This is a genomic window from Citrobacter arsenatis (assembly GCF_004353845.1).
In the GTDB taxonomy this organism is placed as follows: domain Bacteria; phylum Pseudomonadota; class Gammaproteobacteria; order Enterobacterales; family Enterobacteriaceae; genus Citrobacter; species Citrobacter arsenatis.
This window is the reverse complement of the sequence record NZ_CP037864.1, coordinates 1,277,624-1,297,092: the sequence shown is the minus strand read 5'-3', so window position 1 is coordinate 1,297,092 and position 19,469 is coordinate 1,277,624. Positions and strand designations below refer to the sequence as shown.

Annotated in this window: 20 protein-coding genes, 1 other RNA gene and 1 pseudogene; 9 read left to right on the top strand and 13 right to left on the bottom strand. The window is 52.4% G+C overall.

Annotated features, from left to right (window positions below; all coding sequences use genetic code 11):
- Nucleotides 1-11: 11 nt before the first annotated feature.
- From acrB to E1B03_RS07065, 5 genes are all read left to right on the top strand, one after another.
- A complete protein-coding gene (gene acrB, locus E1B03_RS07085; protein ID WP_103772079.1) occupies nucleotides 12-3,161 on the top strand; it encodes an efflux RND transporter permease AcrB in 3,150 nt (1,049 codons plus the stop codon).
- Between the two features lie 490 nt (nucleotides 3,162-3,651).
- Nucleotides 3,652-4,026, top strand: a complete 375-nt coding sequence (gene tomB, locus E1B03_RS07080) for an Hha toxicity modulator TomB (RefSeq protein WP_003021733.1) — start codon at nucleotides 3,652-3,654, stop codon at nucleotides 4,024-4,026.
- A gap of 27 nt (nucleotides 4,027-4,053) precedes the next feature.
- On the top strand, nucleotides 4,054-4,272 hold the full coding sequence (locus tag E1B03_RS07075) for an HHA domain-containing protein (protein ID WP_002892050.1): 219 nt from the start codon (nucleotides 4,054-4,056) through the stop codon (nucleotides 4,270-4,272).
- 180 nt (nucleotides 4,273-4,452) lie between these two features.
- Nucleotides 4,453-5,016 carry a maltose O-acetyltransferase gene (gene maa, locus E1B03_RS07070; RefSeq protein ID WP_103772081.1) on the top strand — a complete coding sequence of 188 codons (564 nt, stop codon included), beginning with the start codon at nucleotides 4,453-4,455 and terminating at the stop codon, nucleotides 5,014-5,016.
- A 104-nt stretch (nucleotides 5,017-5,120) separates the two neighbouring features.
- The gene (locus tag E1B03_RS07065; RefSeq protein ID WP_016152071.1) at nucleotides 5,121-5,591 is read left to right on the top strand and encodes a YlaC family protein; all 471 of its coding nucleotides are present in this window, start codon (nucleotides 5,121-5,123) and stop codon (nucleotides 5,589-5,591) included.
- Between the two features lie 79 nt (nucleotides 5,592-5,670).
- Here E1B03_RS07065 and ykgO read toward each other — a convergent pair whose 3' ends face one another.
- Complete coding sequence (gene ykgO, locus E1B03_RS07060) at nucleotides 5,671-5,811, bottom strand: type B 50S ribosomal protein L36 (RefSeq protein ID WP_005125190.1); 141 nt, start codon at nucleotides 5,809-5,811, stop codon at nucleotides 5,671-5,673.
- Between the two features lies 1 nt (nucleotide 5,812).
- A complete protein-coding gene (locus E1B03_RS07055; protein WP_038638331.1) occupies nucleotides 5,813-6,073 on the bottom strand; it encodes a type B 50S ribosomal protein L31 in 261 nt (86 codons plus the stop codon).
- Between the two features lie 188 nt (nucleotides 6,074-6,261).
- On the opposite strand from E1B03_RS07055, the gene E1B03_RS07050 reads away from it, so the two are divergent.
- Nucleotides 6,262-7,815 (top strand): EAL domain-containing protein, encoded by a 1,554-nt coding sequence (locus E1B03_RS07050; RefSeq protein ID WP_103772082.1) that lies wholly within the window; start codon nucleotides 6,262-6,264, stop codon nucleotides 7,813-7,815.
- Between the two features lie 51 nt (nucleotides 7,816-7,866).
- On the opposite strand, the gene E1B03_RS07045 is transcribed toward E1B03_RS07050, so the two are convergent.
- Entirely contained in the window at nucleotides 7,867-8,220 is a 354-nt protein-coding gene (locus E1B03_RS07045; RefSeq protein WP_003831033.1) for a DUF1428 domain-containing protein, read from the bottom strand.
- 64 nt (nucleotides 8,221-8,284) lie between these two features.
- Nucleotides 8,285-8,914 carry a membrane protein YczE gene (gene yczE, locus E1B03_RS07040; protein ID WP_103772083.1) on the bottom strand — a complete coding sequence of 210 codons (630 nt, stop codon included), beginning with the start codon at nucleotides 8,912-8,914 and terminating at the stop codon, nucleotides 8,285-8,287.
- Between the two features lie 87 nt (nucleotides 8,915-9,001).
- Between yczE and yczR the strand changes: the two genes are divergently transcribed.
- Nucleotides 9,002-10,429 (top strand): MocR-like transcription factor YczR, encoded by a 1,428-nt coding sequence (gene yczR / locus E1B03_RS07035; protein WP_103772084.1) that lies wholly within the window; start codon nucleotides 9,002-9,004, stop codon nucleotides 10,427-10,429.
- Nucleotides 10,430-10,488: 59 nt separating this feature from the next.
- Here yczR and E1B03_RS07030 read toward each other — a convergent pair whose 3' ends face one another.
- From E1B03_RS07030 to ffs, 3 genes are all read right to left on the bottom strand, one after another.
- Nucleotides 10,489-10,707: a hypothetical protein gene (locus tag E1B03_RS07030; protein ID WP_016152066.1), complete on the bottom strand. Its 219-nt coding sequence runs from the start codon at nucleotides 10,705-10,707 to the stop codon at nucleotides 10,489-10,491.
- On the bottom strand, nucleotides 10,704-10,955 hold the full coding sequence (locus E1B03_RS07025; protein ID WP_103772085.1) for a hypothetical protein: 252 nt from the start codon (nucleotides 10,953-10,955) through the stop codon (nucleotides 10,704-10,706). Before E1B03_RS07025 ends, E1B03_RS07030 begins: the two co-directional genes overlap by 4 nt.
- Nucleotides 10,956-11,153: 198 nt before the next feature.
- Nucleotides 11,154-11,250: signal recognition particle sRNA small type (ffs, locus tag E1B03_RS07020), an RNA gene on the bottom strand.
- Nucleotides 11,251-11,334: 84 nt separating this feature from the next.
- Between ffs and E1B03_RS07015 the strand changes: the two are divergent.
- Nucleotides 11,335-11,724 (top strand): annotated as a pseudogene (locus tag E1B03_RS07015) (MGMT family protein).
- 31 nt (nucleotides 11,725-11,755) lie between these two features.
- Here E1B03_RS07015 and E1B03_RS07010 read toward each other — a convergent pair.
- Nucleotides 11,756-12,325, bottom strand: coding sequence for a YbaY family lipoprotein (locus tag E1B03_RS07010; RefSeq protein ID WP_133085925.1), 570 nt, complete (start codon nucleotides 12,323-12,325; stop codon nucleotides 11,756-11,758).
- A gap of 212 nt (nucleotides 12,326-12,537) precedes the next feature.
- On the opposite strand from E1B03_RS07010, the gene tesB reads away from it, so the two are divergent.
- The gene (tesB, locus tag E1B03_RS07005; RefSeq protein ID WP_003831027.1) at nucleotides 12,538-13,398 is read left to right on the top strand and encodes an acyl-CoA thioesterase II; all 861 of its coding nucleotides are present in this window, start codon (nucleotides 12,538-12,540) and stop codon (nucleotides 13,396-13,398) included.
- Between the two features lie 73 nt (nucleotides 13,399-13,471).
- Here the strand turns inward: tesB and amtB are convergent, their stop codons facing one another.
- From amtB to E1B03_RS06975, 5 genes are all read right to left on the bottom strand, one after another.
- Nucleotides 13,472-14,758, bottom strand: a complete 1,287-nt coding sequence (gene amtB, locus E1B03_RS07000; RefSeq protein WP_103771127.1) for an ammonium transporter AmtB — start codon at nucleotides 14,756-14,758, stop codon at nucleotides 13,472-13,474.
- Nucleotides 14,759-14,788: 30 nt separating this feature from the next.
- Nucleotides 14,789-15,127, bottom strand: coding sequence for a P-II family nitrogen regulator (gene glnK / locus E1B03_RS06995; RefSeq protein ID WP_003021657.1), 339 nt, complete (start codon nucleotides 15,125-15,127; stop codon nucleotides 14,789-14,791).
- A 248-nt stretch (nucleotides 15,128-15,375) separates the two neighbouring features.
- On the bottom strand, nucleotides 15,376-17,154 hold the full coding sequence (locus tag E1B03_RS06985) for a SmdB family multidrug efflux ABC transporter permease/ATP-binding protein (RefSeq protein WP_103771125.1): 1,779 nt from the start codon (nucleotides 17,152-17,154) through the stop codon (nucleotides 15,376-15,378).
- Entirely contained in the window at nucleotides 17,147-18,919 is a 1,773-nt protein-coding gene (locus E1B03_RS06980) for a SmdA family multidrug ABC transporter permease/ATP-binding protein (protein WP_133085924.1), read from the bottom strand. Before E1B03_RS06980 ends, E1B03_RS06985 begins: the two co-directional genes overlap by 8 nt.
- A gap of 44 nt (nucleotides 18,920-18,963) precedes the next feature.
- Nucleotides 18,964-19,422 carry an Lrp/AsnC family transcriptional regulator gene (locus E1B03_RS06975; RefSeq protein ID WP_165955297.1) on the bottom strand — a complete coding sequence of 153 codons (459 nt, stop codon included), beginning with the start codon at nucleotides 19,420-19,422 and terminating at the stop codon, nucleotides 18,964-18,966.
- Nucleotides 19,423-19,469: the final 47 nt, after the last annotated feature.

The following is a 19,469-nucleotide window of genomic DNA, read 5'->3' as shown; positions in this document are numbered from 1 at the left end:
GCCGTTAAGACATGCCTAATTTCTTTATCGATCGCCCAATATTTGCGTGGGTGATCGCCATTATCATCATGTTGGCAGGGGGGCTCGCGATCCTCAAATTGCCGGTAGCGCAATATCCGACTATTGCACCGCCAGCAGTGACGATCTCCGCGACCTATCCTGGCGCTGATGCCAAAACAGTACAGGATACTGTTACGCAGGTTATCGAACAGAATATGAACGGTATCGATAACCTGATGTACATGTCCTCAAACAGTGACTCCACGGGTACCGTGCAGATCACCCTAACCTTCCAGTCTGGTACTGACGCGGATATCGCACAGGTACAGGTGCAGAACAAACTGCAGTTGGCAATGCCGCTTCTGCCGCAGGAAGTACAACAACAGGGTGTGAGCGTTGAGAAATCATCCAGTAGCTTCCTGATGGTTGTCGGCGTTATCAACACCAACGGCACCATGACGCAGGAGGATATTTCCGACTACGTGGGCGCCAACATGAAGGACGCCATCAGCCGTACTTCAGGTGTGGGTGACGTTCAGCTGTTCGGTTCCCAGTACGCAATGCGTATCTGGATGGATCCGAACAAACTGAATAACTTCCAACTGACACCGGTTGATGTGATCAGCGCCATCAAAGCGCAGAACGCCCAGGTTGCAGCCGGTCAGTTAGGCGGTACGCCGCCGGTGAAAGGCCAGCAGCTTAACGCGTCGATCATCGCGCAAACCCGTCTGACCTCCGCCGATGAGTTCAGCAAAATTCTGCTGAAAGTGAATCAGGACGGTTCTCAGGTTCGTCTGCGTGACGTAGCGAAAGTCGAACTGGGTGGTGAGAACTACGACATCATTGCGAAGTTCAACGGTAAACCGGCATCCGGTCTGGGTATCAAGCTGGCGACAGGCGCGAACGCCCTGGACACCGCTAACGCTATCCGCGATGAACTGAAGAAGATGGAACCGTTCTTCCCGTCAGGGCTGAAGATCGTTTATCCGTATGACACCACGCCGTTCGTGAAAATCTCTATTCACGAAGTAGTGAAAACGCTGGCGGAAGCAATCATCCTCGTGTTCCTGGTAATGTATCTGTTCCTGCAGAACTTCCGCGCGACGCTGATTCCGACTATCGCCGTGCCGGTGGTGCTCTTGGGTACGTTTGCCGTCCTTGCGATTTTCGGCTTCTCGATAAACACGCTGACGATGTTCGGGATGGTGCTCGCCATCGGCCTGTTAGTGGATGACGCCATCGTTGTGGTCGAGAACGTTGAACGTGTAATGGCCGAGGAAGGGCTACCGCCGAAGGAAGCAACGCGTAAATCAATGGGCCAGATTCAGGGCGCACTGGTGGGTATCGCGATGGTACTGTCAGCGGTATTTATCCCGATGGCCTTCTTCGGGGGTTCTACGGGTGCAATTTACCGTCAGTTCTCCATCACCATTGTTTCGGCGATGGCGCTGTCAGTCCTGGTGGCCTTGATTCTGACCCCTGCCCTGTGCGCGACCATGCTCAAACCGATTGCTAAAGGCGATCACGGAGAAGGCAAAAAAGGCTTCTTCGGCTGGTTTAACCGCATGTTCGATAAGAGCACGCACCATTACACCGACAGCGTGGGCGGAATTCTGCGCAGCACTGGTCGTTATCTGGCGCTGTATCTGATAATCGTCGTGGGCATGGCCTATCTGTTCGTTCGTCTGCCAAGCTCGTTCCTGCCGGATGAAGACCAGGGGGTATTCCTGTCAATGGCTCAGCTGCCAGCGGGTGCAACGCAAGAGCGTACCCAGAAGGTGCTGGACGAAATGACGGATTACTATCTGACCAAAGAAAAAGCGAACGTTGAATCGGTGTTTGCCGTTAACGGCTTCGGTTTTGCAGGGCGTGGTCAGAACACCGGTATCGCGTTCGTTTCTCTGAAAGACTGGAGTGAACGTCCAGGCGAAGAGAACAAGGTTGAAGCAATTACTCAACGTGCAATGGGTGCCTTCTCGCAGATTAAAGACGCAATGGTCTTTGCCTTTAACCTGCCAGCCATTGTGGAGTTAGGGACCGCGACCGGTTTCGACTTCCAGCTGATTGACCAGGCCGGCTTAGGTCATGAGAAGCTGACTCAGGCGCGTAACCAGCTGTTTGGTGAAGTTGCGAAACATCCCGATCTGTTAGTCGGTGTACGTCCTAACGGTCTGGAAGATACCCCGCAGTTCAAGATCGATATCGATCAGGAAAAAGCGCAGGCTCTGGGTGTTTCCATTAGTGATATTAATACAACGTTGGGTGCAGCATGGGGCGGAAGCTACGTGAATGACTTCATCGACCGTGGTCGTGTGAAGAAAGTTTACGTCATGTCTGAAGCGAAATACCGTATGCTGCCGGAAGATATTGGCAACTGGTATGTCCGCGGCAGCGATGGACAAATGGTACCGTTCTCCGCCTTCTCTACCTCACGTTGGGAATATGGTTCACCACGTCTGGAACGCTATAACGGTCTGCCTTCCATGGAAATCTTAGGCCAGGCCGCACCGGGTAAAAGTACCGGTGAAGCGATGGCAATGATGGAGCAACTGGCTAGCAAACTGCCATCCGGTATCGGTTATGACTGGACCGGTATGTCCTACCAGGAACGACTGTCCGGCAACCAGGCCCCTGCCCTGTACGCCATTTCACTGATTGTTGTATTCCTGTGTCTGGCGGCATTGTACGAGAGCTGGTCAATTCCGTTCTCCGTAATGCTGGTGGTACCGCTGGGTGTTATTGGCGCATTGCTGGCGGCAACGTTCCGCGGCCTGACCAACGACGTTTACTTCCAGGTAGGCCTGCTCACAACCATTGGGTTGTCGGCGAAGAACGCGATACTTATCGTCGAATTCGCCAAAGACTTGATGGATAAAGAAGGCAAAGGTCTGATAGAGGCGACGCTGGACGCGGTCCGTATGCGTTTACGTCCAATCCTGATGACATCGCTGGCCTTTATTCTGGGCGTAATGCCACTGGTTATCAGCTCCGGCGCAGGTTCCGGTGCGCAGAACGCCGTTGGTACTGGCGTAATGGGCGGGATGGTGACGGCAACCGTATTGGCTATCTTCTTTGTTCCGGTGTTCTTTGTGGTGGTACGCCGCCGCTTTAGCCGCAAAAATGAAGATATTGAGCATAGTCACTCAGTAGACCATCATTGATAGCACTCTAAAGTTAAGGCCGCGCAAGCGGCCTTTTTTTCAGCAAAAATCATAAAAACCACTTATTGCGATTTCGTTTATTTTCTCTGGGGCAAATAAGCGATATAATCCTTGTAGGCTTAAAGGCTATTCTTAAAAAAACATTGAGTGTTCTTATTTAGCTTAATAAATATTAAGATTATTCCTAGCCTCTGATTGGCATTGTCGGTTGTTGCCGTTCGTTGCTAAACCTAATCAAGATAACCCGATGATTGCCCGAAGAATAAAGAAGTTGTCCCATTCCGAATAGCCACATGTATCTGTTAAAGTGTAAAAATGACCTGGCATCATAATTTTGCATAATTGTAATTTTTCGTGATATGACGATGAAATCTTTTTTAGAGTAGATTATAGTTAAATCATCAGGAGTCGCGGGCAAGTTCCAGGTAGTTTGTTGTATCCATCCCGAAAGGTGTTCGGTTAGTTTAAGCCACTAAGAAGGGGATGCGTTATGGATGAATACTCACCCAAAAGACATGATATCGCGCAGCTTAAATTTCTCTGCGAAACCCTGTATCATGACTGTCTTGCAAACCTTGAACAAAGTAACCATGGCTGGGTTAATGACCCTACCTCTGCCACCAGCTTGCAGCTCAATGAACTGATAGAGCATATTGCAACCTTCGCACTTAATTATAAAATTAAGTACAATGAGGACAATAAGCTGATTGCGCAGATAGATGAATACCTGGATGACACTTTTATGTTGTTCAGCAGTTATGGTATTAATACGCAGGATCTGCAGAAATGGCGGAAGTCAGGTAATCGTCTGTTTCGCTGTTTTGTCAATGCCACCAGGGCTAATCCTGTTAGTTTGTCTTGTTAAAAATTATTACAATCATAGGTAAGAGTTATGTCCGATAAACCATTAACTAAAACTGATTATTTGATGCGCCTGCGACGTTGTCAGACAATTGACACACTTGAGCGCGTTATTGAAAAAAATAAATATGAATTGTCCGACAACGAACTGGCTGTATTTTACTCAGCAGCAGATCACCGCCTTGCTGAATTGACTATGAATAAGCTCTACGACAAGATTCCAACTTCTGTTTGGAAATTCATTCGCTAATTGCTCACGGGTTAAGTCAGGTATAGCGATACATTTGTCTGGCTGACCATTTTCGTATTTACAATAGTTATTTAATTCAAATCACGTGACTGTGATCACAGCGAAACAACGGGAACGTTCCCCTTGATGGCATTGCGTTTTACTGTGCTGAAATGACCACCAGTACACAGGGAATTCGTAATGAGTAATGAAAAGCAAAAAATGATCGCCGGTGAACTTTATCGCCCGGCAGATGAAACATTGCGCAACGATCGGCTACGCGCTCGTCAGTTGACCCATCGCTACAATCACACCGCTCCCGATGAAAAAAACGAGCGTCAAACTATCCTGCATGAACTTTTGGGCCAGGGCGAAGGGGCTTATATTGAACCCTCATTTCGTTGTGATTACGGCTATAACATCTTTCTCGGTAAAGAATTTTACGCCAACTTCGACTGTGTTATGCTCGACGTCTGCCCGATCCATATTGGCGACAACTGCATGTTAGCGCCGGGCGTTCATATCTATACCGCGACCCATCCGCTGGATGCCACTGAGCGAAACAGTGGCATGGAGCTTGGTAAACCCGTGACTATTGGCCACAACGTCTGGATAGGTGGGCGCGCAGTGATAAACCCTGGCGTCACTTTAGGTGATAACGTGGTTGTAGCCTCAGGCGCGGTAGTCACTAAAAGCGTACCGGCAAACTGCGTGGTTGGAGGAAATCCCGCGAGGATCATCAAAACGCTGCGATCAGAAATGTAACTGTTATGCTAAATTGTGGTTAATCTGTTACTTTCTTCAAAAGGTATCCCCTTTTAAAATAGGGCGATCGCACCTGAATTTTGCAGATACCACGAAGGCAAGAGATGACAGAAATACAGCGCCTGCTTACCGAAACAATCGACGATTTAAATATTCGCGAAAAGCGCGACAACAAACCGCGCTTTAGCATCAGCTTTATTCGCAAACATCCCGGCCTGTTCATCGGCATGTATGTTGCGTGGTTTGCCACGCTGGCGGTGATGCTACAGTCAGAAACGTTAGTCGATTCAGTATGGCTGTTGGTGGTTCTGTTCGTCATACTCAATGCGTTTTTCTTTTTCGACGTTGCGCCACGATACCGCTTTGAAGATATTGACGTACTGGATTTCAGGGTCTGCTATAACGGCGAGTGGTACAATACGCGCTTTGTTCCCCCTTCACTCATCGATACCATCCTGCATTCACCTTCTGTCGATAGTGAACATAAAGCACAGCTGCAAAAGATGATATCGCGTAAGGGCGAACTCTCGTTTTACGATGTTTTTACCCTAACCCGCCCCCAGACCAGCCAGTAACGGCGGTCTCAGTACAGATAAAAAAAGTGCGTTCCTGTAGAGGCAACGCACTTTAGTCCCTGAAATGCTGGCAAAGAAACTAACGTCTTTTTTTACGACCCTGTACTGCTTTAAAGCGCGGATTTGTTTTGCAGATAACGTACAAACGCCCTTTGCGTTTCACTATCTGGCAGTCAGGATGGCGTTGCTTTGCGCTGCGAAGTGAATTGAGTACCTGCATCTTAACCTCGCTTAGCGCCAATAAAATGGCCAAAACGTTTCTGGAAACGTGCTGCACTGCCTTCGTTATCAAAGGTTTTTTGTTTCCCGGTATAGTACGGATGCGATTTGGAAGAGATATCCAGAGTCACATACGGGTATGTTTTCCCCTCAAACTCAATCTCACGTTCAGTTTTGATGGTCGAACCAACCTTAAAGTATTCGTTGGCGCTGGTATCGTGAAACACCACAGTACGGTAAAAAGGATGAATATCCGGTTTCATGGCAACCTCAATTTGTTACGTTATAACATAACCAACAAAATACACCACTCTTGTACAAATCACAACCTGATTTACGCACTAGAGAGTTAAACGGGATGATAAGTGGCCGTAAATATATGATGCCAATCGAATAGCTTTTTCGGCTTTCGGATATACTTTCCCTACGCTGTGTTAATAAGGATATCACTGTGACAACACGACATCTGATAAGCCTGGTGACAGGGGTACTGTTTCTTTCCATCCTCGCGCCCGTAGGTTTAAGCCTGTGGCTGGCACATCGTCAGGTCGAAACGAAATTTATCGATGAACTCGATATGTTCTCAACGCGAGTCGCATTACGCACGGAACGCGTAGGCGAGCAGGCAAAAAAAGCATTACGCCATATTGAAGCCTTTCAGGGAGTGCCTTGTAGTGAAGAACATCTGCTGGAAATGCGTCGTTTGTCATATAGCTATCGCTATATTCAGGAAGTGCTGTACCTCAAAGATAACGCTCCGCAATGCTCATCTCTGGAAAAAAGAAGCCAGGCTGACGCTTTTCCACCCGCAATGAAAGTCACGCCTGATGGATATCGCGCATGGCTTACTACGCAAAACGATTTGGGCATCAAGCGCTTTATGGCGGCATTAGGGAGCGAACATTACGTTGTAATGGTCGATCCAGGCTCTTTCATTGACGTCATCCCGTTTGGCTCATGGCCAATTGAAGTCACTATTATTGGCACCGTGCGTAACGTCGTGGTTGCCAGTAGCGCCGATCTGCCATCGGACGTGTTGCAGCATGTACAGCAAGAACGCTCGATTACCCATTTTCAACGAGATGGCAGCATTTTTAACGCCCGCCCTTTCCCGGAGCTGGGCATCACCATCGTCACCTGGGCTTCCACCCTGCCATTGCAAAAAACCTGGCACCGACAGGCACTAATCTGGCTCCCGGCTGGCATTCTTATCGGCTTGCTCACCGCCGCCTTTATTCTGCGCATTTTGCGCCGCTTACAGTCACCCCATCACCAGTTGCAGGACGCTATTCAGCATCGGGACATCAAGGTTCATTACCAGCCAATTATCTCACTCAAAACGGGGAAAGTTGTCGGGGCAGAAGCGTTGGCTCGTTGGCAGCAAGCCGACGGGAGTTATCTGTCGCCGGAAATATTCGTCGCAATGGCGCAAGAGACCGGGCTTTCAGAACAGCTGACCCATTTGATTATTGAAAGCGTATTTGACGATTTAGGTAAATGGCTGCGTCAGCATCCGGATCAGCATATCTCCATCAACCTTGAGTCAGCCGATCTATCCTCTGAAACGCTTCCTGCTCTGTTAAGCCAGAAGGTGAATCACTGGCAGCTTAAGCCTGCGCAAATCGCGCTGGAGCTAACTGAACGTGAATTTGCCGACCCGAAAAACAGCGCGCCGTTTATTGCTAAATACCGCCAGGCGGGTCATTCGATCTATATTGATGACTTTGGTACCGGCTATTCCAGCCTGAGCTATTTGCAGGATCTGGATGTAGATATCCTGAAGATAGACAAATCGTTCGTCGATGCGCTGGAGTACAACAACGTCACGCCGCATATCATCGAGATTGCGAAAACGCTGAAGCTGGAGATGGTGGCGGAAGGTATCGAAACTGAGAATCAGGAAGCCTGGCTTCGCCAGCACGGCGTGCAATACGGTCAGGGCTGGCTTTACAGCAAAGCGCTGCCGAAGGCGGAATTTATTCTGTGGGCAGAAAAGCGGCTTTAACATGGCTGTTGACGTTGAGATGGCTGGCGGCACGCCGCACAGCCAGTCACATCACTCTTCCATAATGGGCGCAAATCCACCGTAGATCATTCGCTTGCCATCAAATGGCATAGATTCACCGAATTCTTTCATACGGGGATCGGACATCATCTTCTGATTCGCCGCGTCGCGGACCTCTTTGGAAGGGTATTCAATCCAGCTGAATACCACTTCTTCATGATCCTGCGCTTTCACTGCCATGCGAAAATCGGTCAATTTGCCGTCTGGGACGTCATCTGCCCAGCATTCCACTACGCGTAATGCACCGAATTCCTTGAAAAGCGGAGCTGCTTTTGCCGCCATCGCAATGTACGCCTCCTTGTTTTCCGCGGGTACGGCAACCACAAAGCCATCAACATACTTCATGAGATAAACCTCCGAAGTGTACTGCGCGGCAAGCCGATTCCGGCCGCGTCAGTCGAGGTTAAGTTTAGTCGCCAGCAGGCGATCGTGCCCCAGGCGCATTCCTGGGGCGGATACGCGACCGCGGCTGATGGCGAAACCATGGCAGGCAAATCTGAATGAGCGGCCCGATAGCCAGCGCATACAGCACGGTCCCTAACCCAACGGTTCCTCCCAGCAACCAACCGATCAGCAGCACCGACACTTCGATTGCGGTGCGAATGCGTCGTACTGGCCATCCGGTACGCGCGTGAATCCCGGTCATCAAACCATCGCGCGGACCGGCACCAAAACCGGCACCAATGTACAGACTGGTTGCTAATGCATTCAGGATCACCGCTGATACCAACAGCCCGCTGCGTGCCAACAAGGATTCAAATCCCGGAATCACCAGCAGCGCAGCATCTGCCGCCAGGCCGATCATAATTACGTTGCTCAACGTGCCAAACCCAGGACGTTGACGCAGCGGTATCCACGCCAGCAATACCAACACACCCACGGCAATAATCACCACGCCGATATTCATCGACAGTAAATTTGCCACCCCCAGGTGAAACACGTTCCACGGATCGGCCCCTAAATCGGCACGGACAAACATCGCCGTCGACACACCGTACAGTGTCAGCCCGATAAACAGCTGAAGTAAACGACGCAGCATGTTCTTCCCCTCTCATTCCCAGATAACTTTCATCTTCACCGCAATTGGCACTATGATTAATGTCCAGTTTTTAAAAAGTGGACTGCTATGTCATCTCGCCGTTACGGAAGTCAATCTTTGCAGCGCCTGCTCGGGCACTGGCAGGAAAGCCCCTCGCGAACGCCCATCTGGCGGCAGCTGGCAGAAGCGTTACGTTTGCTGATCCTCGATGGCCGACTGGCGCTGGATAGCCGCTTGCCCGGTGAACGCGAGCTCGCTGCCGTTCTGCAAGTGAGCCGAACCACCGTCGCCAGCGCTATGGCGCAACTACGTGAAGAAGGATATCTGGAAAGTCGTCATGGTAGCGGCTCACGGGTGATCCTGCCGGAACATATTCGCCACGTGCCAACCCGGACCAGCACAGGCACTGCGCTTGATTTATCTACGGCGGCGCTGAGTGCCGGTCCCGAAATTCATCAGGCTTACCAGCAGGCGCTGTTTGCAATGCCGCAGCATTTGCTGAGCTCCGGATATCTGCCACAAGGGCTGTCGATTTTGCGTGAATCCATCGCCCGGCATTATTGCGAACGCGGACTTCCGACTCAGCCCGATGAAATAATGGTTGTAAACGGCGCGGTCAGCGGCCTGGCGCTGATCCTGCGTTTACTCACCGGCCCCGGCGATCGCGTCGTGGTCGATCACCCCACTTACCCGCTGGCGATTGCGGCAATACAAGGGGCGTCATGTCGCCCCGTCGGCGTATCGCTGCCCGAGCACGGTTGGGATACGGCAGGTCTGGTGGCAACAATCGCGCAAACCGCACCAAGAATGGCTTATCTGATGCCGGACTTTCACAATCCGACCGGGCGTTGTATGGATGCCGCCACTCGCCAGGTCGTGGCGGATATTGCGGAAAGAACCCGAACTACGTTAGTGATCGATGAGACCATGGTGAACCTGTGGTATGACGCCCCACCGCCACCGCCGCTTGCCGCATTCAACCGCGATGCGCCGATCATCCTGCTGGGTTCGGCAGGGAAAAGCTTTTGGGGCGGATTACGTCTGGGCTGGATTCGGGCATCGGCGCGTACCATTGCTGCGCTGGTACAAACCCGCGATACCTTCGATTTAGGTTCCCCGGTGCTTGAACAACTCGCCACCAGTTGGCTGCTGGATAACGCCACCAACTTTCTTCCTGACAGAAGACGCCTGCTCACATCGCAGCGAGATCTGTGCTCAAGCCTGATGAACTCACATTTCCCGGAATGGCAGTTTACCCGGCCACAAGGAGGACTCTCTTACTGGGTTGAACTGCCCGATACGCTGGCAACACTGTTCGCTACGCGCGCCGAAAGCGCAGGCATTCAGTTGGGGACCGGGACGCGGTTTGGCCTTGATGGCGCATTTGACCGCTTTTTGCGTATGCCTTTCACGTTACCGGATGACACAGCGCGTGCCGCCTTCAGGGTATTGCAACCCATTTGGGATAACCTGCGATTGCAGGCCAGCAGCGGGAAAGTGCGGAAGATAATCTAAGCGACGAGTCAAAGGACTCGTCCTTGAATGCCGTAATGAACGAGGATGTCCCGGCAATATTACCGCTGAGGAGGAACCGGGAACCCTTTCAGGGAAATCACGAAATTCTCACCGTCTTTCTTAATTTTTGCCCCGGCATCACACCAGTCGGAGGCAATACGAAAGAACTCATCACTGCCGACATTCCAGCTCAGACGAACATGTTTCACATAACCGGAGCGCAGCATTTCACAGGCTTCGCCGTAATTACAGGCGGTTGAGAGCGATTGTTGTTTCATTTTTTCTTCTTCAGTAATCTTCGCAATGCTTTGATTTCTTTAGGAGTCAGTGCTTCAATGACGGATTCTTCCGTATGCTGGCTATCGATATCCTCAGCGGAGACTCCCGCCTCTTCAACGGCGGAGAACGCGATCAGCAGCAGTTTTTCCGTCGCGATACTTAAATTTTCATTATGCACTTCGGCGTAATGGCGAAGCTTTTCTTTTAGCGCCTCATCAATTTTGACATTCAATACAGCGGTCGACATCGTAGAAAATCCTTGTGGTCAGCCAAAACACACCGGATGTAAGACCATATCGTTACAGCGCGATGGCGGCGGCAAAAGCATCAAATAACATCCCCGAAACACATTGACAGCATTTGATGACAATAAAATGACAATACGATGACAAAGAAAAGAAGATAAACAGAAGGGAAATTTTCGGACGGCAGAATTGGGTGGGGGCCCTGCCAGCTACATCCCGGCACACACGTCATCTGCCTTGGCTGCTTCCTTCCGGACCTGACCTGGTAAACAGAGTAGTGTTGCGGGAGAACCAACAGAGCCCCCATTGAGAGCGTTGTTAACCAACGCGCAGGCGCATTATCACTGCTGCACCCTGTAATTGCAACCCATCCAGCATCGGATGCTGTTTTCTTGCACAATGCGGCTTCACTCCTTCGCCTTTCGGCATTATGCTGGAGGATTAGCGCAGGAATAAATGATGGATATACAAGACTCTTTCCCCCAACGCGTCTGGCAAATCGTTGCGTCAATCCCCGAAGGTTTCGTAACCACCTATGGCGATGTTGCCAGGCTTGCCGGTTCGCCGCGTGCTGCGCGCCAGGTAGGCGGCGTGCTTAAGCGTCTACCTGAAGGCAGCACCCTCCCCTGGCATCGGGTGGTTAATCGCCACGGTGCTATTTCGCTGACGGGTCCCGACCTGCAACGACAGCGTCAAGCGTTGCTGGCAGAAGGAATTGTGGTTTCAGGAAGCGGACAGATCGATTTACAGCGCTATCGCTGGGTGTACTAACCCTCTCCAGCCGGAGAGGGTTACAACTGCCTTAGTACTGCGTGGGAGCAGGAACCGCAGACGACGGATTAACCTGGGTTGGTGACGTTGACGGCACCGTGGTCGTCGCCCCACCGCTCGCCTGAACCGGTACTGCTGTTTGCTGTACAGGGACCAGCGTCAGGTCGGCTTTCGTCCCCCCCTGATTAATGACCGTCTGAACGGTATCAGTAATAAAGACCAGTTTGTCATTCACCGTAATTGCCGCACTCAGCAGAATACGGGCATTAGGTTGAATATCTGCCGGGTTAAACGGTAATACGAAGCTGAATGGCGCCTGTTTACCTTCAGTACGGACCGCTTTTTGCGACAGCACTTTTGACGGCGCATCGGCCAGCGACGCATCCGACAGCGTAATGGTCAGCACCGCATCGGGTGGCAAGGCCACTTTCTGGCGGATCCATACCGTACCGGAAACATTCGGCTGCTGAATTTTAGACTGTGTGTCAGCAATTGACGTATTAGGGCTTGGCGCAGGTGTCTGAATATCCGCGCTTTTATCAGCACAGGCCGCCAGAGCGACCGCAACCGCTAAACCACTTACCATGTGCACGAGTTTCATTAAATTCTCCTTATCATCTATGCACCAGCGAGAACTTTCCTCGCCAGAAGAGTGGTTAACAAAAACATAACGTGACTAAGTGTGGCACAAGACAGCTGTTTTTGCCTGTAATAGGCCTTTAATTCAGACAATTGCACCCATCGGACCACTTTCAAAATTGCGTTATACTCTGCCTACCTCGCTGCGAGATCGATATTACCTGGAGAGCACGTATGAGTCTGGCGCTGAAAAACTTGCTGACATTGTTAAATCTGGAAAAAATTGAAGAAGGACTCTTTCGGGGCCAAAGTGAAGACTTAGGGTTGCGTCAGGTTTTTGGGGGACAGGTTGTCGGTCAGGCGCTGTATGCCGCAAAAGAAACCGTACCGGAAGAGCGTCTGGTCCACTCTTTTCACAGCTACTTTTTACGCCCCGGCGATAGCCAAAAGCCCATCATCTATGATGTGGAAGTCCTGCGTGATGGTAACAGCTTCAGCGCGCGCCGCGTTGCCGCGATCCAGAATGGTAAACCCATTTTTTACATGACCGCCTCTTTCCAGGCGCCGGAAGACGGATTTGAACATCAGAAAACCATGCCAGATGCGCCGGGTCCCGATGAACTGAAATCCGAAACGGAAATTGCCCGCTCAGTGGCGCATTTACTGCCGCCGCTGTTGAAAGAAAAATTTATCAACGATCGTCCGTTGGAAGTGCGTCCGGTAGAGTTTCATAACCCCCTAAAAGGTCACGTCGCACCTCCGGCACGCCAGGTTTGGATCCGTGCTAACGGCGAGCTGCAGGACGATTTGCGCGTGCATCAGTATCTGCTGGGTTATGCCTCAGACCTGAACTTCCTGCCCGTCGCGCTGCAACCGTACGGGATTGGTTTCCTGGAAAAAGGGATTCAGATCGCCACCATTGACCACTCAATGTGGTTCCATCGTCCGTTCAATATCAATGAATGGCTGCTGTATAACGTCGAAAGTACTTCCGCCTCCGGTGCCCGGGGCTTTGTGCGCGGGGAATTTTATACGCAGGATGGCGTGCTGGTCGCTTCTACCGTGCAGGAAGGGGTAATGCGTAATCGTAATTGATGTCTTATCCGGCCTACAGGCTATATCGTTGTAGGCCGGATAAGCGTTTAGCGCCATCCGGCAGATTGAAACATCAGGCGTTGTAAGCGTTCTCGCCGTGGCTGTTCACATCCAGACCTTCGCGTTCCTGCTCTTCCGGTACGCGCAGACCAACCGTCATATCCGCCAGCTTATAGCCAATGAAGGCCACCACGCCGGACCAGACGATGGTGATTGCCACGCTTTCCAGTTGCACCAGCAGCTGATGCCCCATGGTCACGCCCTCGGCAAAGCCCACGCCACCCAGGGAGCTGGCAGCGAAAACGCCGGTCAGGATGCAGCCAACAATGCCGCACACGCCGTGAACGCCAAACACGTCACAGGGATCGTCCACGCGTAGCAAACGCTTCAGCATGGTTACGCCCCACAGGCCAGCCAGCCCCGCAACCACACCGATAATCAGCGCACCGCCGACACCAATGTAGCCACATGCCGGTGTTACGCCTACCAGACCCGCAATGGCGCCAGAACAAGCCCCCAGCAGAGACGGTTTGCCGCGCAGCGCCCATTCACCGAAGATCCATCCAAGGATGGCGGCAGCGGTGGCGACCACGGTATTAACGAAGGCCAGTGCGGCGATCTCATTTGCCGTTCCCGCTGAACCAGCGTTAAAGCCAAACCAACCAATATAGAGAATAGCGGTACCGGTGAAGACCATCGGCAGGTTGTGCGGTTTAAAGGCTTCCTTGCCAAAACCGACGCGTTTGCCAATCAGATACGCGCCAACCAGGCCGGCAATCGCCGCATTGATGTGCACGACCGTACCACCGGCAAAATCCAGCGCGCCATGGGAAGCCAGCAAGCCGCCGCCCCAGACCATATGGGCAATGGGGATGTATGACAGCGTTAACCACACCACCACAAAAATCAGCACCGCAGAAAATCGAATACGTTCAGCCAACGCCCCAACAATCAACCCAACGGTGATACAGGCGAAAGATCCCTGAAAAGCAACATGAATGTACTGGTAGAAGCTCCCCGTGACCGCCGTCAGCGCGATGTTCTTCAGCAATACCCAGTTGAAGTTGCCGAAGAAATTATTCCCTTCGCCAAAGGCCAGTGAGTAGCCATAAACCACCCATAAAATACAAACCAGAGCGAATGTCACCGTAACCTGAGTCAGCATCGACAGCACGTTCTTACCGCGAATCAACCCGCCGTAGAACAGCGCAATGCCAGGGATAGTCATAAACAGCACCAGCGCGGTACAGATCATCATAAACGCGTTATCTGCTTTATCCGCCACCGCTGGTGCCGCCATCGCCAGTCCCGGCAACAGCGCCAGTGAAGCAATACCCGTTTTCATCGTTGCTATCTTCATTTTTGGTTTCCTATCACTGTGTGCCAGAAGTTACAGTGCGGCTTCGTCGGCTTCGCCGGTACGAATACGAATCACACGTTGCAGCTCGGCGACGAAAATTTTGCCGTCGCCAATTTTTCCGGTGTATGCCGCCTTACTGATGACATCAATCACGCCATCCAGTTGGTCGTCGGCAATCGCGACATCAATCTTCACCTTTGGCAGAAAATTGACGCTATATTCAGCCCCACGGTACAGCTCAGCATGACCTTTCTGTCGGCCAAACCCCTTCACTTCGGTGACGGTCAGCCCCTGAATACCAATAGACGACAGTGCTTCACGGACGTCTTCCAGTTTGAACGGTTTGATTACCACGGTAACCAGCTTCATAGATCCCCTCCAGTCAGAATTCAGTAGTGGCTGCAGATACACGAGAGGAATATTGCAAGGGATGTGCCAGGAATGAAAAACGCGGAATGATTCAGGTTCGCAGGGTATTGCCGGGAGGGAAAAAGAAAAAACGCACTATAAAGGTGCATAGTGCGTTACATTTTTGCACCAGATTGTTGATTGCCGGATGGCGGCGTAAACGCCTTAACCGACCTACGATACCGGGTGGCCGGGTAAGCGTTGCGCCATCAGGCGATAACAGAATCCTCTTGCGTGCTGGCGGCTAGCTCTTCCCCCGCCAGCTGCAGCTGATACATCTGCCAGTAACGGCCTTGCGCCGCCAGTAATTGCTGGTGCGTACCACGCTCAACCGCCTGACCGCGATGCAGCACCAAAATGGTATCTGCATCGACAATCGTCGATAACCGATGCGCAATCACCACCAGCGTAGTGTGTTCACGCACCGCCGCCAGAGCGTGCTGAATGGCTTGCTCAGTCCCGGAGTCAATACTGGCCGTGGCTTCATCGAGGATCAGCACCTGCGGCGTTTCAACCAATACCCGCGCCAGAGCCAGCAGCTGTTTTTGCCCAACGGAGAGATTATTGCCCTGCTCACCCAGCCGGGTATGAATCCCCTCGCTCAGACCCCGAGCCAGTTCAGCCAGTTGCACGGTCTCCAACGCCTGCCATACCCGCTCTTCTGAGATATCGCGGCCCAGCGTGACATTTGCCAGGAAGGTATCCGCCATCACCACCGGATCCTGCTGCACCATCGCGATGCCCTGACGTAACGCACTATGGCTCAGTGAAGACAGAGGACGTCCGTCAAGGCGGATTTCACCCTGCGTCAGCGGGTAGTACCCCATCAGCAGGCTGGCCAGCGTACTTTTGCCGCTGCCGGTGTGTCCGACCAAAGCCACAAAGCTACGCGAAGGCACGGACAGACTGATGTTTTGCAGCACCAGATTGTCGTCACGATAGGCAAATGAAACGTTATCCACCTCAATGTCTCCGCTTTTAAGCGGTCGATCATCTTCACCATAACGCTGACGAGGCCCGTCCATCAGCTCGAATACCCTCTCACCGGCAACAACCGCCTGCTGCAGCATTGATTGCTGGGTGGTCAGCTCGATCAGCGGTTCGTTCAAACGGCCGAGATAGCTGATAAACGCGTACAGCACGCCAACCTCGATGGCGCTGCCAGAGGTAAAACTGAACAGCATCAGCAAACCGCAGAGGATCAGCGCCGAGAAAAGGCTCAGCAGCGGACGCAGCAAAAAACCATCCAGTCGCAGAGTCTGCATACGCGCCATATAGTGCGAGCGGCTGGCTTCCCCCATTCTCTCGCCAAACCGCGCCTGCTGACGGAACTGCTGGATAACGCTCATGCCGTTGATGACTTCATTAAAGCCATCGTTAATATCCGCCAGATAAGCGCGCACCCGGCGCACAATCGGGGTGCTGTAGCGTTGGTAAATCACCATCACCACCAGCACAGCGGGGAAAATGGCCATCGCCACCAACGCCATACGCCACTCGAGGCTGAACATCGCTACCAGCATGGCGCCGATTAAAGCCGCGCTGCGCAGGACCGTTGCCACCACTGTCACATACAGGTCGCGGATCACTTCGGTGTCATTGGTCACGCGGGAGATAAGCTGCCCGACGGGCTGAGTATCAAAAGCGCTGAGCGGCTGGCGCAGCGCAGCGTCCATTACGTCGGTGCGTAACTGTTGTACTACGCCTACCGCCGCCTGGTTAAACAACAACGACTGCGCATAATGCAGTCCTGCCGCCAGCAGTTGCAGGCCGACATACGCCGCAACCAGCCCGGTGACCATCGCCAACGGCAGATTGTTCTTCGCCACCATGTTATCGATAAAATAGCTAATCAGCAGCGGACCGCTGACTTCCGCCGCAGCCGCTACCCACAGCATGACGACCGCGATTGCCAGCTGTTTGCGCCATGGAGAGCCATACGCCAGCAGTCTTTTCAGAGTCGGCCATAATTGCCCGAAACTACGCATTAGCCGCCTCCTCGTTTATCTCTGGCGCATCAGACAGCGCCGCTTCCAGTTGCTGATAGCGGTACATATCGCGATACCAGCCAGGCTGCTGTACCAGCACGTCATGCTCGCCGCGCTGGGCAATATGTCCGTGCTGCATCACGATAATTTCATTGGCTTCTGTCAGCGCAGATAAACGGTGCGCGCTAATGATCACCGTTCTGCCTTCTCCCCACTGGCGCAGGTTATGCAGGATCTGATGCTCGGTACGACCGTCCACCGCCGACAACGCATCATCAAGGATCAGGATTTCAGCGTTCAGCAGTAGCGCCCGAGCGATAGAAATACGCTGTTTTTGCCCACCAGACAGCATCACCCCGCGTTCACCCACTTCAGTGTCGTAGCCCTGCGGAAGACGTAAAATATCCTCATGAACGCTGGCAAGGCGCGCCACATGCTCGATCTCTTCCTGCGTGGCCTGCGGACGTCCTAACGCGATGTTATTGCCGACGGTATCCGAAAACAGGAATGGCGTTTGGCTGACAACCGCCAGCCGGCTGCGCCAGCTATCAAGCTGTAAGCGCGTTAACGGAATATCATGGAAGCGCACATCGCCCATGGAGATATCAAAATGACGCTGGATCAGCGACAGCACGGTACTTTTTCCCGCACCGGTCGGTCCACAGATGCCCAGCATCTGTCCCGGTTTGAGCTGGAAATTCACATTTTCCAGCGCCGGGTGGGTGGTTTGCGGGTAGCAAAACTCGCGGATCGCCACCGCCAGCTCGCCGCGTCCTTCCGGTACCGGTTCAGTGCCGTCATCCACCACCGGCGCTTCGGCCAGCATAGCGCGAATCCGGCTGTAGGCGGCGCTGCCGCGTTCGACGATATTAAACATCCATGCCAGCGCCAGCATCGGCCAAATCATCAGACCGAGATACATCATAAAGCTGGTCAGTTGGCCGAGCGTCAGCGAACCATTCACCACCATCCAGCTTCCTCCGGCAATCGCCAGCAGGTTAGCCATACCAATGGCAATATAAATCGTGGGATCAAAGCGGGCGTCAATGCGCGCCACGCGCAGGTTTTTCTTACCGGTATCTGCGGCATCGGCGGCAAATAATGCCGACTGCCGATCCTCCAGACCAAAGGCCTTGATCATACGAATACTGGTCAGGCTTTCCTGAGTACGGTCGTTGAGACTGGAAAACGCCGCCTGCGCCAGCTTAAAGCGGTTATGGAGTCGATCGCCGTAACGTTTGATCATTATCGCCATCACCGGCATCGGCAGCAGCGCAATCAACGTCAGTTGCCAGCTTATCTGCGTTGACATCACGATCAGCACCGCACACCCCATTACCAGCGAATCCACCAGCGTCAGCACACCTTCTCCGGCGGCAAATACGACGCGATCGACATCGTTGGTGGCACGCGCCATTAGATCGCCCGTGCGGTGACGCAGATAAAACTCAGGATGCTGGCGACTCAACTGACGGTAATAATCTTCCCGCAGCTCAACTGCCAGTTGGTAGGATGCGCCAAACAGTAGCACGCGCCAGACATAGCGCAGCAAATAGACCACCACTGCGATCAGGGCAATTGTTCCCACCCACATCAGCAGCCGCTCGGTGGTGAAGCGTTGAGTCGTTACGCCATCGACAATGATCCCAACCACTTTCGGCGGAATAAGCTGAAGGATAGCGATGATGATAAGCAGGGCCACTGCCCCGAGGTAGCGACGCCACTCCCGGCGAAAGTACCAGCTTAATTGAGCAAATAATCGCACGCGTTATGTCCTGACAAGATTTCCGGCAATGCGCGCCGGGAGAATTATTCAATAGGTAGAGCAGTTGTGTATTTAATCTGTTCCATCGCAAAGCTGGAGGTGACATCAGACAGGCCCGGAACGCTGTTCACCAGGCGCTTATAGAATTCATCGTAGCTTTTCATATCGGCGACCTGCACTCGCATCAGGTAGTCATATTCCCCCGCTATACGCCAAAACCCCAGTACCTCCGGCATTCCGGTCACTTCAGTGACAAAGCGGCAATACCATTCGCTGCTGTGATGCTGAGTTTTGATCAGCACAAATGCGGTGAGTCCCAACCCCAGTTTTTCTGGATCCAACAGGGCGACTCTGCCCAGCAGGATACCTTCATCCTCAAGTCGTTTGAGACGTTTCCAGCAGGGGGTGGTAGTCAGATTAACGGCATCTGCTAACGCCTGCAAAGAAAGGGTGCAATCCTGTTGCAGTAACCCGAGCAGCTTACGGTCAATTTTGTCTAACATATCCACTCCACAGAGAAGAATTTTCTCCTTACATTCTATTTTAAAGG